Below are 15,837 nucleotides of genomic sequence, written 5' to 3' on the forward strand. Positions count from 1 at the left end.
GGCGGGAGGCGGAGGTCGGCGGGTACGTCGCCGCGCGGGAGCGGGAGGACGACCTGGAGGCCGGGTACGGGGTGTTCGCGGAGCGCGCGGTGGCCGCGACCAGGCCCCACACGCTGTCGGACGCCACCGCGATGACGTTGAACACCAGTCCCAGCAGGAGCATCTGGACGGCCACGTGACCCTGCGCCCGGTCCACGAACTGCGGCAGCACGGCGGCGAAGAACACGATCGTCTTCGGGTTCGCCACGCCGACCGCGAAGCCCTCCCACAACGTCCGCAGCGCACCGCGCGCCGGACCACCACCGGTGAACGACGCGGGCAACGCCCCGCGCCGCCGCACCGCCTTCACGCCCAGGTACACCAGGTACGCGGCGCCGACCAGCTTCAACGTCGTGAACACGACCGCGGAACGCTCCACGACCGCACCGACGCCGAACGCGACGGCCACGACCAGCGCGTACGCGCCGAGCGTGTTGCCCAGGACGGTGACCAGCGCGGCACGACGCCCCTGCGCCAACGCCCGACCGACCACGAACAGCACGCTCGGCCCGGGGATCACGATGAGCAGGAACGACATGGCCGCGAAGGCGAGGAGCCGGTCGGTGGACACCATGACGTCCACGAAACCACGCCGAACACCCCCGCTACCAGTGCTTTTCGCCCCACGTCACCAAACCTGGGCCTGGGCTTGGGCGACGAGCTGCGCGTTGCCGACGGCGGGCGTCCCGTCACGAGTGGTGAGCGTGTCCTCCAGGCCGATGCGCGTGTCCAGCCCGCGGGCGACGGCGTGGTCCAGCACCGGCCACGCGCTGTCGTCCTCGCCGTGCAGCAGGATCGGCAGGCCGAGCGGCGCGAGCAGGTCGACCAGCCGCCCGGCCTCCTCCGGCCCCTCCCCCGGTCGCACCTCGGCCAGCACCCTGACCGCGCCCTCCGGCACGCCGACGTCCGCCAACGCCCGCGCCGCGCGCTCGTGGAACACGCCCAGCTCGATCCCCACACCGGCGTCCCGCAGCGCGGCGGCGACGTCGAGCCACCCGTCCTCGTGGACGTTGACCGAGGCGAAGTCGGGACGACCGGCCGCCAGGCCCGCCCACCCGCGCACCAGCTCGGCCCGCCGCACGGGGTCCGGCACGATCCACGCGCCGGTGGTCACGCCGATCTCCGCGCGCGGCACGGCCACCCGCACCACCGACACCGCCGTGGCGACCTCGGGACCGGCCAGCACCTCCAGCCCCACCACGTCGCGCGGGTGCAGGTGGAACGACGTCACGCCCGCCTCGGCGCAGTGCGCGGCGTCGGCCGCCAGCTGCTGCGGGGTGATCGGCACACTAGGGTGGCTGCCCGGCTCACGGGCGCCGTTCAGACAAGCCTGGAGCACGAAACCCACCGAACCACAAGGTGTTGGATACCGCCATGCCGACGCTGACCCCAGCCCTGCTGCGCCACCACGCGGGCGCCAAGTCGTACTGGCGCGGGTTGACCTACCGGGACTCCGTGGTCGAGCTGGTCGTGCGCTCGCGGCACGTGGACGCGGTCGTGGCCGGCACCGACGAGTACCGGGTCGCGCTGCACTGGGACGGCACCCGCCTGGCCGGCACCTGCACGTGCCCCTACGGCTCGCAGGGGTTCTTCTGCAAGCACTGCGTCGCGGTCGGCCTGGTGCTGCTCGAACGCGGGCTGACCGTGCCGCCGCCGGACGCGGAGGACGAGGAGCTGCGCCTGCGCCTGGCCGAGCTCGACCACGCGACGCTCGTGGAGCTGCTCTACGACCGGGCCGCGCGGGACCGGTCGCTGCGCGACGAGGTCATGCGAGTTCGAGGCTGAACCCGAGCGCCGTCACGTCCACGCCGGGCACCGGCTGCCAGTCCCGGTCCGGCTGCCGGCGGAACCCCAGCCGCCGGTAGAGCCGGTGCGCCGTGGTCATGTGCTCGGAGCTGCTCATCACCAACCGCCGCGCGCCCAGCTCCCGCGCCCGCACGATCGCCGCGTGCACCAACGCCTCACCGACCCCGCGACCGCGAGCGGACGGGCTCACCGCGAGCATCCGGAACTCCACCTCGCCCTCCCGGCTGACCTCGGTGTACGGGGTGCCCGGCCGGACCACCGTGACGGTGCCCAGCACGGTGTTCTCCGCGTCGACCGCCACCAGCAGCTCCGCCTCCCGGGCACGGGTGCGCGCGTCGACCAGCGTGTCGGCGTACCCGCCGGTGTGGCTGTCGATGTGGCGGTCGGCCTGGTACGCGGCCACGGTGACCGCACCCGCCGCCGCCCATTCGTCTTCCCTAGCGGGCCTCACCACGATGTCGGCCATCCGGTTCCCCTCCACGACGTCGGCGGTCGCCACCCAGACAACTGCCCCGACGGGGCTTCGATCAAGACCTGGGGCCGGATCCGCCCCGCGCGTTCCCGCGCACCCGCACGGCTGCGGGCTCCCGAACGCGCGGAATGATGGGCCGATGAGCCTCCCCGGAGCGATCGAACTGCCCGACGGCGCTCTCGTGCGCGGTCGCGGACTGCGGAACCCGACCCCCGAGGGCACCCCCGACTACGGGCTGTACCTGGGTTCACCCCGGATGCGACGCGCGGTGATGGCGCGTCCGGACGCGCCCTCGTGGCCGCACGAGTGGGTCGAGTGGCCGGACTTCCGGCTGCCCAGGTCGCCCGAGCACGCCGTGGCGATGATCCGGGACCTGCACGCGCGGGCCGCGGCCGGTGAGCGGGTCGAGGTGGCGTGCGGCGGCGGTATCGGGCGGACGGGCACCGTGGTTGCCTGCCTGGCCGTGCTGGCGGGAATCCCATCGGGTGACGCGGTGGCCTGGACGCGGGCCCACTACAACCGCCGCGCGGTGGAAACCCCCTGGCAGAAGCGGTGGGTGGCGCGCTTCCCGCACGTGACGTCGGCGCGTTAATCGGTTGCCGGGCGCGTGTCCCGGCTGCTTTGGTGCCCGTGTCCCGATCCCGACCGAGGAGAACCACCGTGCGAGCAGTCATGTCCTTCCAGAAGGTCGTAATCACCTGTCTCGAAGAGGACATGACACTTGGTGCGAACGCTGAACTTGGGGATCCTGGCGCACGTCGACGCCGGTAAGACGAGCCTGACCGAGCGGCTGCTGCACGCCGCCGGGGTCATCGACGAGGTCGGTCGCGTCGACGACGGCAGCACCCAGACCGACTCGCTCGCCCTCGAACGGCAGCGCGGCATCACCATCAAGTCCGCGGTGGTGTCGTTCGAGATCGGCGGCACGACGGTCAACCTGATCGACACACCCGGTCACCCGGACTTCATCGCCGAGGTGGAACGGGTGCTCGGCGTGCTCGACGGCGCGGTGCTGGTGGTGTCGGCGGTCGAGGGCGTGCAGGCGCAGACCCGCGTGCTCATGCGGGCGTTGCGGCGGCTGCGCATCCCGACCCTGGTCTTCGTCAACAAGGTCGACCGGGGTGGGGCGCGGCCCGAGTCCGTGCTGCGCGACGTCGCCACCTTCCTGACCCCGGCCGTCATCCCGATGGGTCGGGTGCGCGACGCGGGCGACCGTGCCGCGTCCGTCCTGCCGGGCATCGGTGACGGTGCGGTCGAGGTGCTGGCCGAGCAGGACGACGCGGTGCTGGCCGCCTACGTCGAAGGGCGGACCGTGCCCCTCGGTGAGGTGCTGGCCGAGCAGACGCGGCGGTGCGCGGTGCACCCGGTGTACTCCGGCTCCGCGATCACGGGTGCGGGCGTGCCGGAGCTGGCGGCCGGGGTGGTCCAGCTCCTGCCCGCGTCGACCGGTGACCCCGACGGGCCGGTGTCCGGGTCGGTGTTCAAGGTGGAGCGCGGGCCGGCCGGTGAGCGGATCGCGTACGTGCGGATGTTCTCCGGGACGGTGCGCGTGCGCGACCGCGTCCTCGACGGCGAGCGGGTCACGGCGCTGAGCGTGTTCTCGCTGGGTGCCGCGGTGCGCTGCGACGCCGTTCGGGCGGGGCAGGTGGCGAAGCTGTGGGGGTTGGAGGGCGTCCGGATCGGTGACGTCCTCGGTGAGCCGCCGCCGTCCGCGGCCGCTCGGATGCACCGGTTCGCGCCGCCGACGCTGGAGACGGTCGTCGTGCCCGCGCGGGAGGGTGACGCCGGGGCGCTGCACGCGGCGTTGACGCAGCTGGCCGAGCAGGACCCGTTGATCGACCTGCGGCACGACGGCGTGCGGCGGGAGATGTGGGTCTCGCTGTACGGCGAGGTGCAGAAGGAGGTGCTGCAGGCGACGTTGGCCGCCGAGTACGGGCTGGACGTGGAGTTCCGCGAGACGACCACGCTGTGCCTGGAGCGGCCCGTCGGGGTGGGGACGGCGGTGGACTTCATCAGCGGCGACGGCAACCCGTTCCTGGCCACGGTCGGGCTGCGGGTGGAGCCGGGCGACGGGGTGACGTTCCGGCTGGGCGTGGAGCTGGGGTCGATGCCGTTCTCGTTCTTCAAGGCCGTCGAGGAGACCGTGCGGGAGACGCTCGCGCAGGGGTTGCGCGGGTGGCAGGTCACCGATTGCGCGGTGACGATGACGCACGCCGGGTACTGGGCGCGGCAGTCGCACTCGCACGGGACGTTCGACAAGAGCATGTCGAGCACGGCAGGCGACTTCCGGTTGCTGACGCCGTTGGTGCTGGTGGAGGCGTTGCGTTCAGCGGGGACCGAGGTGCTGTCGCCCGTGCACCGGTTCACGTTGGAGGTTCCCGGTGACGTGCTCGGTGCCGTGACGCCGGTGATGGCGCGGCTGCGTGCCGTGCTGCTGAACACCTCGCCGCGCGGGCGGGTGACCGTGGTCGAGGGCGAGGTGCCCGCCGCGTTCGTGCACGAGTTCCAGCGGAGCCTGCCCGCCCTGACCCGCGGTGAGGGCGTGCTGGAGACGTCGTTCTCCCACCACGCCCCGGTGCGTACCGAGCCGCCGCAGCGTCCGCGCACCGACCACAACCCCCTGAACCGCAAGGAATACCTGCTGCGCGTGACGCGGCGAACCGACTGACACCGGAGGCAGCCCTGACCTCACCGACCCCCCTCCCCTTCCCCTCGCTCCCCCTCCGCACTCTGCCTCGCCGTCTTCATCGGCCTCACCTTCTGCCTCACCTCTGGCCTCACCTTGCCGGGGGTCGACTTGCTGGCGGCCTTGTCCGGTGGTCGGAGAACCCTGGAACCGGCCATGGGCCAGGGCCGGGTGGGCCTTGTTCGACGGCAGGCTGGCTGCTTGGCAACGTGGCGCGGGTGATGGAGCCGGACGGAGCGTTCGTCGTCGAGACGCACATCCCGGACCCGTCCCGGTTCCCCGGTGTACGCCCGTCATGCGTCTCTTGGGCGGACACACTGCGCTCAGCCGGTGAACGGCTCGACAACGAAGCGCCCCCACGCCACGAACGCGGCCAGGACGAGGTAAACCAGGTCGACCACCACCAGCTTGACCTCGTTGCGCCGAATCCGGACAACCGTCGCGCCGATCATGATGATCACCAACCCGAGCGCGGCCAACGGCACCAACACCGGCGCAACCCCCAGCACTGCGGGTAGCACCAACCCGACCGCGGCGAGGACTTCGAGCGCCCCGATGGCCTTCACGCTGCCGGCGCTGAAGTCGTCGACCCACTTGGCGCTCGGCGTCATGGCGGCCATCTTCTCCTTCGAGATGACCACCTTGCCGCTCCCGCCGAGGAAGTACGCGGTGGCGAGCAGGCCTGTGACGATCCACAGAGCGAGGTTCATGACGTGGCTCCCCTGAAGCTATCGGTGACTGCCGTCGTGAAGCGGCGAGCACGAAGCAGCAGGAGGGCAGTCCCTCGTCCCATCCCGTCCCGTCGCGCTCGCCGTTCGACCACCAGATGCCGCTGACGCCACTCCCGTGACACCGCAGCGAGGTGACGGGCGTCACGAGCGACACGAGCCACTGGCCGGCCGCAGGCAACCGCCGGCGGCAGGCTGGCTAGCGCATGGAGGGAGCCAGGCGACGCTGGGCTCGAGCGCTGGCCGTGGCGGAGTTCTCGACATGGCGGGGGGCGGGGCGGCCACCGGGTGTGGGGTGGCGGCGAGGTCGGCGGGGTGTGGAGGACGGCGATTGGGCGGCCGTCGAGGTGTGTGGTGGGTCGGGCACAGCGGGTGCGGGGTGGGGGCGGGGTGCGGGTTGCTCGCGGCCTCGTTGTTTCAACCGACGTTTCAGGGGGCGGATAACGGCGTTTTTGGAGTGACGATTGGGATGTTCACTCGATCGTGTTCGCGGTGGGGAGTGGAAGTGCAGGTCACAGGGGTGAGGGAAGGAAACGAGGTGGACGAAGGGAACAGGAAGGAGGGAACAGGGTGGAGGGGTGAAGGGGGTTAGGTGGTGGTCGGGTCTTCGGTGGCGGCGGGGGTGGTGGGGGCGGGGGTTGGGTCTTCGGCGATTGTGGCCACTTCGGTGGCGGCTTCGGGGCCTTCGGTCAGCAGCACCCTGAAGCCGGCTTCGTCCAGGATCGGGACCTTCAGCTGCAGTGCCTTGTCGGCCTTCGAACCGGGCGACTCGCCCACGACGACGAACGCGGTCTTCTTCGACACCGCCCCGGCCGCCTTGCCGCCGCGCGACAGGATCGCCTCCTTGGCCTCGTCCCGCGAGAAGGTCTCCAGCGAACCGGTCACCACGATCGACAAGCCCTCCAGGTTCCGGGGGATGGAGGTGTCCCGCTCCTCCTTCGTGCGAACCCCGGCGGCACGCCACTTGTCGACGATCGCCTGCCGCCACGGGGTCTCCACCCACTCCCGCACAGCCGTCGCGATGGTCGGACCGACGCCTTCCGCGGCCGCCAGCTCCTCCTCCGTCGCCTCCACGATGCGGTCGAGGGAGCCGAACTCCTGCGCCAACGCCCGCGCCGCGGTGGGGCCGACGTGACGGATCGAGAGCGCCACCAGCACCCTCCACAGCGGACGCTGCTTGACCGCCTCCAGGTTGTCCAGCAGCTTCACGGCGTTAGCGGTCAGCTCGCCGTCCTTGGTCCGGAACAGGTCGACCTGCCCGAGCTTGTCCGCGTCCAGGTCGAACAGGTCGCCCTCGTCCCCGTAGACGGGTGAGTCGACGAGCGCCGCGGCGGCTTCGAAGCCCAGCACCTCGATGTCCAGCGCCGACCGCGAGGCCAGGTAGGCGAGCCGCTCCCGCAGCTGACCGGGGCACCCCGCCGCGTTGGGGCAGCGGATGTCGACGTCGCCCTCCTTCATCGGGCGCAGCGCGTGGCCGCACTCGGGGCAGGTCAGGGGCATCTCGAACTCGCGCGCGTCGGCCGGGCGGGCGTCGATCACGGGGCCGAGCACTTCGGGGATGACGTCGCCGGCCTTGCGGATGACGATGCGGTCACCGATGAGGACGCCCTTGCGCTTGACCTCGCTGGCGTTGTGCAGGGTGGCCCGCGCGACGGTGGACCCGGCGACCTTCACCGGTTCCATCACGGCGAACGGTGTGACGCGGCCCGTCCGGCCGACCTGCACCTTGATGTCGAGCAGGGTGGTGGTGGCTTCTTCGGGCGGGTACTTGAACGCGATCGCCCACCTCGGCGCGCGGGAGGTGCTGCCGAGGCGGCGTTGCAGCGACACCTCGTCGACCTTGATGACGACGCCGTCGATCTCGTGGACGGCGTCGTGGCGGTGCTCGCCCCAGTAGCGGACGTGCTGGGTGATGGCCTCGAACGTGCTCAGCACCTTGGTGTGCGGGGAGACGGGCAGGCCCCACGCTCGCAGCGCCTCGTACGCCCCGGACTGCGTGGTGAGGTCGAAGCCCTCGCGCTTGCCGAGCCCGTGGCAGATCAGCCGCAGCCGGCGGGACGCGGTGATCTTGGGGTCCTTCTGCCGCAACGACCCGGCGGCGGTGTTGCGGGGGTTCGCGAAGGGCGGTTTGCCCGCTTCGACGAGCCTGGCGTTGAGCTCCAGGAAGTCCTCGACGGCGAAGAACACCTCGCCGCGGACCTCGACCAGCGCCGGCACGGGGTGGTCCTCGGTGCCGGTCAACGTCTCCGGCACGTCGCCCAGGGTGCGGACGTTGAGGGTGACGTCCTCCCCGGTGCGGCCGTCGCCGCGGGTGAGCGCGCGGACCAGCCGACCGTGCTCGTAGAGGAGGTTGATCGCCAGCCCGTCGATCTTCAGCTCGCACAGGAAGCGGGCGTCGGGGCCGACCTCCTTGCGCACGCGCTCGTACCAGCCCTCCAGCTCCTCGGTGGAGAACACGTTGTCGAGGCTGAGCATGCGCTCCAGGTGGTCGACGGCCTTGAACTCGGTGGAGAACGTGCCGCCGACGAGCTGGGTGGGCGAGTCGGGGGTGGCCAGCCCGGGGTGGGACTGCTCCAGCGCCTCCAACTCCCGGAGCAACGCGTCGAACTCGCCGTCACTGACCGTCGGGGAGTCGAGGACGTAGTAGCGGAACTGGTGGCCGCGCACGACGTCGGCCAGCGCGGCGTGGCGCTCGCGCACGGCGGCGGGCACGTCCTCGACGCCCTCGGCGGGGGCCTGGGCGGGGTTCAACGGGTCGTTGCTGGTCACGGCATGAGCGTAACGAGGGGGTCCGACAATTTCAGGAGGGATCCTCACTCATCGCGCGGACCAGGTCGCGGAACTCCAGGAGGTCGATCGTGCCCTCGGGTTCGGCCGCCGCGGATTCCACCCGACCGAGTCGTTCACCCGCCAGGCGCTCACCGAGAGTGACGTCGAGGGGGAGGAAGGTCATGGTCTGCCGGGAGTGGGGGTCGAGGTCCGCGAACTCGGGGTGGTAGACCGCGACGTCGACGAGGCCGTCGGAGACCTGGGCGACGACGCGCACGTCCGCGAGGCGGATGCGGCGGGGGCCGAGGTTGATGGTGACCAGGGTCGGGTCGGGCACGGCGGGCACCGAGTCGTGGTACTCCCAGATCATGTCCTCGGGTGGTGCGGCGGCGATCCACGCGTCGGTGTAGGGGCGCAGCTTGGGGTCTTCACGGCTGGTGATCACCAGGGCGTAGATGGCGCGGTGGCCGCGTTCGAGGGAGAACTCCAGGTCGGGGTGCATGCCGGCGACGAGCGCGCCGATCTCGCCTTCCACGCGGTGCGGTTCGCCGTCACCGAGGGCCGCGCTGACGGTCGGCAGCAGGTCGAACCAGGCGTGCCAGAACGCGACCGCGGCCTCGTCGGGGTTGGGCAGGTGGACGGGCGCGTGGTCGGGGTCGGTGCGTCGGCGGAGCCAGCTCATGGCTCCATTGAACTACGGCGGCGGGCGACGGCGAGGAGTTCCGCGGCGGGTCCGACGAGCTTGCGCCCGCCCGGCCAGACGGCGCGCAGGACGCGGCGCAGGTCGAGGTCGGCCGGTGCTTCGACCAGGCGTCCTCCGGCCAGGTCGACGGCGACGGCGAGCACGCTGAGCACGGCGGGTGCGACGCCGGCGACGACCGCGCCGCGCACGGCCGTGGTGGAGCCGAGTTCGAGCGCGGGTGGGCAGGTGTCGGGCAGGGCGAGGTCGAGGGTGTCGCGGGTGCCGGAGCCGCGTTCGCGCATGACGAGGGGTGTCGCGGCCAGTTCGGGCGGGGTGAGGGGTCGGCGTCGGCGGGCCCAGGGGTGTTCGGGTGGGACGACGACGGCGAGCCGGTCGACGGCGACGGTGCGGGAGGAGAGCCCCGGCAGCGGGCCCGGTGCTTCGACGAAGCCGAGGTCGACGAGGCCGTCGCGGACGAGGCGGCCGACGGTTTCGGAGTTCGTGACGCGGAGTCCGACGCGCAGGTCGGGTCGGGTGCGGCGGAGTTCGGCTATCCAGCCGGGTGCGAGGTGTTCGGCGACGGTCATGCTGGCGGCGACGCGGAGTTCGGCTTCCTGGGCGGTCCGGAGTGCCCGTGCGCCTTCGACCAGGCCGGTGACCTCGTCGAGGACGCGTCGGGCCCGTTCGGTGACGACCACGCCGGCGGGGGTGAGGGCGGAGCCGCGCCGGCCGCGGTCGACGAGGACGACGCCGAGTCGGCGTTCCAGCGTGGACAGGCGCTTGCTCGCGGACGGTTGCGCGATGCCGAGTCGCGCGGCGGCCCGGCCGAGGCTGCCCAGTTCCCCGACCAGCACCAGCAGGCGCAGCGATTCGAGGTCCGGGGTCATAGCCACAGGGTATGAGCCCAGAGCCGGGTGCCGCCTACCGGACGTGGGCGCGCGGGCCGAGGGTGGGTGGTGTGCTGATCGCCGCGTTGGTCCTGGGTGTGCTGGTGGGTGGGCGGCTGCCGGACTTGGGCGGCATCACGCGCAGGTTGTTGCGCACCGGGGTGGTGCTGCTCGGTCTGCAACTGTCCGTTGTGCAACTGGTCGACCTGGGACCGCGCGTTCTGGTGGCGATCGTGGTCACGGTCGGCGTCACGTTCTTCGGCACGGTGTGGCTGGGGCGTTGCCTGGGCCTGCCGCGGGGGCTGTACGTGCTGGTGGCCAGTGGGTTCTCGATCTGCGGCGCGTCGGCCATCGCCGCCGTGGAGGGCCGGGTGGACCGGGAGGACGAGCACGTGGCCACGAGCGTCGCCCTGGTCACGCTCTTCGGCACGCTGGCGATGGTCGTGCTGCCGCTGGTGGGCGCGTCGGCGCAGTGGATCGGGTTGAGCGTGCACGAGGTCGCGCAGGTGGCCGCCGCGGCGCCGGCCTCGGGGTTGGCGACGGCGATGGCGGTGAAGCTGGGGCGGGTGGCGTTGCTGGCGCCGATCGTGGCCGGGGTCGGTGGGCGCGGCGCACCGCCGGTTCCCGGGTTCCTGCTCGGGTTCCTGGCGTCGATGCTGGTCAGCCCGCTGGTGCCGGCGGCCGTGCTCGCGCCCGCGAAGACGGTGACGACGGTGGTGCTGGCCGCCGCGCTGTTCGGCCTGGGCACGTCCGTGCGGCCGAAGAGCCTGTTGCGGACCAGCCCCAGGGCGCTCCTCCTGGGGCTGCTCTCGACGCTCCTGGTGTGCGGGACGGGCTACCTGTCGCTGCGGGTGGTGTGAGCGCGCAGCAGGTCGGCGTTCAGGCGGGCGATGGTGGTCAGCGGGATGCCCTTGGGGCACGCGGACGTGCACTCGCCGGTGTTCGTGCAGCCGCCGAAGCCCGCCGCGTCGTGCTCGGCCACCATGTCCCGCGCCCGCGAGTACCGCTCCGGCTGTCCCTGCGGCAGCACGCCGAGGTGGGTGGCCTTGGCGGCGGTGAACAGCATGCCCGAACCGTTGGGGCACGCCGCCACGCACGCGCCGCAGCCGATGCACGCCGCCGCCTCGAACGCCGTGTCCGCGTCGGGCTTGGGCACGGGTGTCGCGTGGGCGTCGGGCGCGGACCCGGCCGGGACGCTGATGTACCCGCCGGCGGCGACGATCCGGTCGAACGCCGACCGGTCCACCACCAGGTCCCGCACCACGGGGAACGGTTCGGCCCGCCACGGTTCCACGGTCACCACGTCGCCGTCGCGGAAGTGCCGCAGGTGCAGCTGGCAGGCCGTGGTGGCCTTCTCCGGGCCGTGCGCCATCCCGTTGATCATCATCCCGCACGCGCCGCAGATGCCCTCGCGGCAGTCGTGGTCGAACGCCACCGGCTCCTGCCCGGACATGATCAACCGCTCGTTGAGCACGTCCAGCGCTTCCAGGAACGACATGTCCGGCGAGAGGTCGTCGACGGCGTACTCCACCAGTCGGCCGGTGGCGCCGCTCTGCCGCCAGATGCGCAGGGTCAGTTTCACGAGTAGCTCCGGGTGGTGGGCGTGACGTGCCCGAAGACCAGCTCTTCCTTGTGCAGCACGGGTGGCCGGCCGACTCCCGTGTACTCCCAGGCGGCGACGTAGGAGTAGCGGGCGTCGTCCCGCAGCGCCTCGCCGTCCGGTGTCTGGCTCTCGGACCGGAAGTGGCCGCCGCACGACTCCTCGCGGTGCAGGGCGTCCACGCACATCAGCTCCGCCAGTTCGAGGAAGTCCGCGACGCGACCGGCCTTCTCCAGCTCCTGGTTCAGCCGCTCGCCGGTGCCGGGGACCTTCACCCGCTGCCAGAACTCGTCGCGCAGCTCCGGGATGCGCTCCAACGCCTTGCGCAGCCCGGCTTCGTCGCGTTCCATGCCGCACTCGTCCCACATCAGCCGGCCGAGCTCGCGGTGGAACGACTCGACCGTGCGGTCGCCGTCCGCGGCCAGCAGGGTCTTCACCCGTCCGCGCACCTCGGACACCGTGTCGGCGACGGCCGGGTGGCTGTCGTCGACCGGCTCGAACGGCGCGTCGGCCAGGTAGTCACCGATGACGCCGGGCAGCACGAAGTAGCCGTCCGCCAGCCCCTGCATCAACGCCGACGCGCCCAGCCGGTTCGCGCCGTGGTCGGAGAAGTTCGCCTCACCGATCACGTACAGGCCGGGGATGGTGGACCGCAGGTCGTAGTCGACCCACAACCCGCCCATCGTGTAGTGGACGGCCGGGTAGATGCGCATCGGCGTCCGGTAGGGGTCGTCGCCGGTGATGCGCTGGTACATCTCGAACAGGTTCCCGTAGCGCTGCTCGACGGCGAGCGCGCCGAGCCGTTCGACGGCGTCCGCGAAGTCGAGGTACACACCGCGCTTCTCGTCGGAGATGTTCTTCGCCGCGCGGGACGCGATGTCGCGGGGCACGAGGTTGCCGAAGCTCGGGTACATGCGCTCCAGGAAGTAGTCCCGCGCGTCCTCGGGGATGTCGCCGGGCGCACGGGTGTCGTGCGGGTCGCGCGGCACCCACACGCGGCCGTCGTTGCGCAGGGACTCGCTCATCAGGGTGAGCTTCGACTGGTGGTCGCCGCTGATCGGGATGCACGTCGGGTGGATCTGGGTGAAGCACGGGTTCGCGAACAGCGCGCCGCGCCGGTGCGCCCGCCAGATGGCCGTGGTGTTGCAGCCCTTGGCGTTGGTGGACAGGTGGAACACGTTGCCGTAACCGCCGGTGGCGAGCACGACGGCGTCCGCGAAGTGGGTGGACACCGCGCCGCTGACCAGGTCGCGCACCACGATCCCCCGCGCGCGGCCGTCCACGACGACGAGGTCGAGCATCTCGGTGCGCGGGTGCATCTCGACGCGCCCGGCGGCGATCTGGCGCTCCAACGCCTGGTAGGCGCCCAGGAGCAGCTGCTGGCCGGTCTGGCCGCGGGCGTAGAAGGTGCGGGAGACCTGCGCGCCGCCGAACGACCTGGTGTCCAGCAGGCCGCCGTACTCGCGGGCGAACGGCACGCCCTGCGCCACGCACTGGTCGATGATCTCGACGCTGATCTGCGCCAACCGGTGCACGTTCGACTCGCGGGAGCGGAAGTCGCCGCCCTTCACGGTGTCGTAGAACAGGCGGTGCACGCTGTCGCCGTCGTTGCGGTAGTTCTTGGCCGCGTTGATGCCGCCCTGCGCGGCGATGCTGTGCGCGCGGCGGGGGCTGTCCTGGTAGCAGAACGACTTGACCCGGTAGCCGAGCTCGGCCAGGGTCGCCGCGGCCGATCCGCCCGCGAGGCCGGTGCCGACCACGATGACGCTGCGGTTGCGCCGGTTCGCGGGGTTGACCAGCCGGGCGGAGAAGCGGCGGCGGTCCCAGCGGGTCTCGATCGGCCCGTCCGGCGTGCGCCGGTCGACGATCGGTGCGCCTTCGGTGTAGATCATGTCAGTCGACCAATCCGGTGAAGACGGCGAAGGGGACGGAGAGGAACCCGGCGCAGACCACGACGGCGACGCCGAGGCCGATCACGCGCGAGGTGGTGGCGCCCAGGGTCTGGGCGGCGCTCCACACGCCGTGGCGGATGTGGAAGCCCAGGGCCAGCACGGCGACCGAGTACGCCAGCACCACGTACCAGTGCTGGAAGTCCGCGACCACGTTCGCGTGGATCTCGCCGTGCACACCGTGCGGGTTGAGCCACCCGGCGGTGAGGTCGAGCAGGTGGTAGACGACGAACAGGGCGATGATCACGCCGCCCCAGCGCATCGTGCGGGCTGCGTAGCTGCCCTGCACGCGTCTGCGGTGCCGGTAGCGCCCTCGGGCGGTGCGCGCCCTGGCGGTCAGCTGGTAGGCGGCGACGAAGTGCAGCGCCACGCAGGCGAGCAGCACGACCCTGGTCGGCCAGACCGCGCCGATCTCCCGCAGCCAGCGGCCGTAGCCGTCGATCGCGTCGGCGCCGGAGAAGACGGCGAGGTTGCCGATCATGTGCGCGACGACGTACAGCAGCAGTCCCGCGCCGGTGACCGCCATCACGGCCTTCTTGCCGATGGTGGTGCGGTAGAGCCCGATCGTGTCCACCCCGCTGACGCTAGGAACGGGTGTGACGAGTCGTCCAATACATCGTGAGCTGATGGACGATAGCCTGGAGCTATGACGCTGCAGCAGCTCGTGTACTTCCTGGCAGTGGCCCGGACGCGGCACTTCACGCGGGCCGCGGCGGAGGTGCGTGTGGCGCAGCCCTCACTGTCCAAGCAGGTGCACGCGTTGGAGAAGGAGCTCGGGGCGGAGCTGTTCAGCCGGGCGCGCGGGAACGTCGCGTTGACGCCCGCGGGCGAGGCGCTGCTGCCGGTGGCCGCCCGGATCCTGTCCGATGTGGACACCGCGCGGCTGGAGGTGGCCGAGCTGGTGGGGCTGCGGCGCGGGCGGGTGCGGGTCGGTGCGACGCCGAGCCTGTGCGGCAGCCTGTTCGCGGACGTGATCAAGCGGTACCACGACGCGTACCCGGGCATCCAGGTGTCGGTGACCGAGGGCGGGTCGCGCGACCTGGTGCGGGCGTTGGAGGCCGGTGAGCTGGACCTGGCGCTGGTGATCGTGTCGCCGGCGGACGCGGACCGGGCGCTGACCGTCGTGCCGGTACTGCGGGAGGAGCTGGTGGTGGCGTCGGCCAGCCCGTCGGGTGTCACCCGGATGAGTTGGACCGATCTGCGTGATCACCCGTTGGTGATGTTCCGGCCGGGGTACGACCTGCGGGAGACGACGTTGGCGGCCTGCCGGCAGGCGGGGTTCGAGCCGCGGTTCGCGGTCGAGGGCGGCGAGATGGACGCCGTGCTGCGGTTCGTGGAGGTGGGGTTGGGGGTGGCGGTCGTGCCGAGCACGGTGCTGGCGACGCGGTCGCTGCACGGGACGCCGCTGGCGCCGACGACCACCCGCACGGTGGCCCTGGCGCACCGCACCGACGTCGCGCCGACGTCCGCCGGGCGTGCGTTCCAGAGCGTGCTGCTGGCGTTCCTGCGCGGGGCGGAAATGCCTTCGGGGGTGCACCTGGTGGAGCCGTAGGGTCTCGGTTCGTGCTGATCCGACGCGAGACCGAGGCCGACATCGAGACGATCCACGACGTGACCGAGGCGGCGTTCGCCGCGAGACCCGGCGGGGAGGCGCGGCTGGTGGGCGAGCTGCGGGCCGACCCGGGGTGGATCCCGGCGCTGTCGCTGGTGGCCGAGGTGGGTGGCGCGGTGGTCGGGCACGTGGTGTGCACGCGCGGCGCCGTCGGGGGTGGGCCCGCCCTGGGGCTCGGGCCGTTGAGCGTGCTCCCCTCGCACCAGCGCTCCGGCGTGGGCAAGGCCCTGGTGCACACCGTCCTGGGCGCCGCGGACGCCCTGTCCGAGCCCGTGGTCGTGCTGCTGGGCGACCCGGGGTACTACTCCCGCTTCGGCTTCCGGCTCGCCTCGACGTACGGCATCACCCCGCCGGACGACGCCTGGGCACCCCACTTCCAGGTCCGCACCCTGAGCGCCTACACGCCCGCGGTGACCGGTCCCTTCAGCTACGCCGCCCCCTTCGACAACCTCTGACCTCCGCGCGTGTCCTACCTCCGGAACACCCGTGTCCTACGTTCGGAACGCGAGAGTCCTACGTTCAGGACGCGAGAGTCCTACGTTCGCGTACCCCGAGTTGAACGCTCAGGACGCCCGGCCCGTGTCGTGAGCGTTCAACTCGGGCGTTC

The 15,837-nt window shown here is 72.0% G+C and carries 16 protein-coding genes; 6 read left to right on the forward strand and 10 right to left on the reverse strand.

Annotated elements, in window-relative coordinates:
- A partial coding sequence (locus tag AB0G02_RS15090) for a LysE family translocator (RefSeq protein WP_360794029.1) occupies positions 1–613 on the reverse strand: 613 nt, incomplete at its 3' end.
- A 54-nt stretch (positions 614–667) separates the two neighbouring features.
- A complete protein-coding gene (locus tag AB0G02_RS15095) occupies positions 668–1,387 on the reverse strand; it encodes a 3-keto-5-aminohexanoate cleavage protein (protein WP_360794001.1) in 720 nt (239 codons plus the stop codon).
- 26 nt (positions 1,388–1,413) lie between these two features.
- On the opposite strand from AB0G02_RS15095, the gene AB0G02_RS15100 reads away from it, so the two are divergent.
- Positions 1,414–1,824: an SWIM zinc finger family protein gene (locus tag AB0G02_RS15100; protein ID WP_360794003.1), complete on the forward strand. Its 411-nt coding sequence runs from the start codon at positions 1,414–1,416 to the stop codon at positions 1,822–1,824.
- Here AB0G02_RS15100 and AB0G02_RS15105 read toward each other — a convergent pair.
- Positions 1,805–2,311: a GNAT family N-acetyltransferase gene (locus AB0G02_RS15105; RefSeq protein WP_360794031.1), complete on the reverse strand. Its 507-nt coding sequence runs from the start codon at positions 2,309–2,311 to the stop codon at positions 1,805–1,807. The genes AB0G02_RS15100 and AB0G02_RS15105 overlap by 20 nt on opposite strands.
- A gap of 145 nt (positions 2,312–2,456) precedes the next feature.
- Between AB0G02_RS15105 and AB0G02_RS15110 the strand changes: the two genes are divergently transcribed.
- Together AB0G02_RS15110 and AB0G02_RS15115 are read left to right on the forward strand one after the other, a co-directional pair.
- Positions 2,457–2,909 (forward strand): protein-tyrosine phosphatase family protein, encoded by a 453-nt coding sequence (locus AB0G02_RS15110; protein ID WP_360794005.1) that lies wholly within the window; start codon positions 2,457–2,459, stop codon positions 2,907–2,909.
- Between the two features lie 132 nt (positions 2,910–3,041).
- Entirely contained in the window at positions 3,042–4,985 is a 1,944-nt protein-coding gene (locus AB0G02_RS15115; RefSeq protein WP_360794007.1) for a translation factor GTPase family protein, read from the forward strand.
- 341 nt (positions 4,986–5,326) lie between these two features.
- On the opposite strand, the gene AB0G02_RS15120 is transcribed toward AB0G02_RS15115, so the two are convergent.
- The 4 genes from AB0G02_RS15120 to AB0G02_RS15135 form a co-directional block, all read right to left on the reverse strand.
- Positions 5,327–5,713, reverse strand: coding sequence for a DoxX family protein (locus tag AB0G02_RS15120; protein ID WP_360794009.1), 387 nt, complete (start codon positions 5,711–5,713; stop codon positions 5,327–5,329).
- A 606-nt stretch (positions 5,714–6,319) separates the two neighbouring features.
- Positions 6,320–8,500 carry an NAD-dependent DNA ligase LigA gene (ligA, locus tag AB0G02_RS15125; RefSeq protein WP_360794011.1) on the reverse strand — a complete coding sequence of 727 codons (2,181 nt, stop codon included), beginning with the start codon at positions 8,498–8,500 and terminating at the stop codon, positions 6,320–6,322.
- Positions 8,501–8,531: 31 nt separating this feature from the next.
- Positions 8,532–9,182 (reverse strand): hypothetical protein, encoded by a 651-nt coding sequence (locus tag AB0G02_RS15130; RefSeq protein ID WP_360794013.1) that lies wholly within the window; start codon positions 9,180–9,182, stop codon positions 8,532–8,534.
- Positions 9,179–10,069 (reverse strand): LysR substrate-binding domain-containing protein, encoded by an 891-nt coding sequence (locus AB0G02_RS15135; protein ID WP_360794015.1) that lies wholly within the window; start codon positions 10,067–10,069, stop codon positions 9,179–9,181. The genes AB0G02_RS15130 and AB0G02_RS15135 overlap by 4 nt, the downstream gene beginning before the upstream one ends.
- Positions 10,070–10,080: 11 nt before the next feature.
- On the opposite strand from AB0G02_RS15135, the gene AB0G02_RS15140 reads away from it, so the two are divergent.
- Positions 10,081–10,929, forward strand: coding sequence for a putative sulfate exporter family transporter (locus AB0G02_RS15140; protein ID WP_360794017.1), 849 nt, complete (start codon positions 10,081–10,083; stop codon positions 10,927–10,929).
- Here the strand turns inward: AB0G02_RS15140 and AB0G02_RS15145 are convergent.
- The 3 genes from AB0G02_RS15145 to AB0G02_RS15155 are packed head-to-tail and all read right to left on the reverse strand — an operon-like array spanning position 10,905 to position 14,192.
- Positions 10,905–11,651 carry a succinate dehydrogenase/fumarate reductase iron-sulfur subunit gene (locus AB0G02_RS15145; protein WP_360794019.1) on the reverse strand — a complete coding sequence of 249 codons (747 nt, stop codon included), beginning with the start codon at positions 11,649–11,651 and terminating at the stop codon, positions 10,905–10,907. The genes AB0G02_RS15140 and AB0G02_RS15145 overlap by 25 nt on opposite strands.
- Entirely contained in the window at positions 11,648–13,561 is a 1,914-nt protein-coding gene (locus tag AB0G02_RS15150) for a fumarate reductase/succinate dehydrogenase flavoprotein subunit (RefSeq protein ID WP_360794021.1), read from the reverse strand. The genes AB0G02_RS15145 and AB0G02_RS15150 overlap by 4 nt, the downstream gene beginning before the upstream one ends.
- A 1-nt stretch (position 13,562) precedes the next feature.
- Positions 13,563–14,192: a succinate dehydrogenase cytochrome b subunit gene (locus tag AB0G02_RS15155; protein ID WP_360794023.1), complete on the reverse strand. Its 630-nt coding sequence runs from the start codon at positions 14,190–14,192 to the stop codon at positions 13,563–13,565.
- Positions 14,193–14,264: 72 nt separating this feature from the next.
- Here AB0G02_RS15155 and AB0G02_RS15160 point away from each other — a divergent pair, with 72 nt between their 5' ends.
- Together AB0G02_RS15160 and AB0G02_RS15165 are read left to right on the forward strand one after the other, a co-directional pair.
- Positions 14,265–15,170, forward strand: coding sequence for a LysR family transcriptional regulator (locus AB0G02_RS15160; protein ID WP_360794025.1), 906 nt, complete (start codon positions 14,265–14,267; stop codon positions 15,168–15,170).
- An 11-nt stretch (positions 15,171–15,181) separates the two neighbouring features.
- Positions 15,182–15,685, forward strand: coding sequence for an N-acetyltransferase (locus AB0G02_RS15165; protein WP_360794027.1), 504 nt, complete (start codon positions 15,182–15,184; stop codon positions 15,683–15,685).
- Positions 15,686–15,837: the final 152 nt, after the last annotated feature.

The organism is Actinosynnema sp. NPDC023658, from assembly GCF_040639995.1.
Lineage (GTDB): Bacteria > Actinomycetota > Actinomycetes > Mycobacteriales > Pseudonocardiaceae > Actinosynnema.

Excerpts from the sequence above, each read along its gene's own strand:
- AB0G02_RS15100 (WP_360794003.1), top strand. The coding sequence starts at position 1,414 with ATGCCGACGCTGACCCCAGCCCTGCTGCGCCACCACGCGGGCGCCAAG.
- AB0G02_RS15105 (WP_360794031.1), bottom strand. The coding sequence starts at position 2,311 with ATGGCCGACATCGTGGTGAGGCCCGCTAGGGAAGACGAATGGGCGGCG.
- AB0G02_RS15110 (WP_360794005.1), top strand. The coding sequence starts at position 2,457 with ATGAGCCTCCCCGGAGCGATCGAACTGCCCGACGGCGCTCTCGTGCGC.
- AB0G02_RS15120 (WP_360794009.1), bottom strand. The coding sequence starts at position 5,713 with ATGAACCTCGCTCTGTGGATCGTCACAGGCCTGCTCGCCACCGCGTAC.
- AB0G02_RS15130 (WP_360794013.1), bottom strand. The coding sequence starts at position 9,182 with ATGAGCTGGCTCCGCCGACGCACCGACCCCGACCACGCGCCCGTCCAC.
- AB0G02_RS15135 (WP_360794015.1), bottom strand. The coding sequence starts at position 10,069 with ATGACCCCGGACCTCGAATCGCTGCGCCTGCTGGTGCTGGTCGGGGAA.
- AB0G02_RS15140 (WP_360794017.1), top strand. The coding sequence starts at position 10,081 with ATGAGCCCAGAGCCGGGTGCCGCCTACCGGACGTGGGCGCGCGGGCCG.
- AB0G02_RS15150 (WP_360794021.1), bottom strand. The coding sequence starts at position 13,561 with ATGATCTACACCGAAGGCGCACCGATCGTCGACCGGCGCACGCCGGAC.
- AB0G02_RS15160 (WP_360794025.1), top strand. The coding sequence starts at position 14,265 with ATGACGCTGCAGCAGCTCGTGTACTTCCTGGCAGTGGCCCGGACGCGG.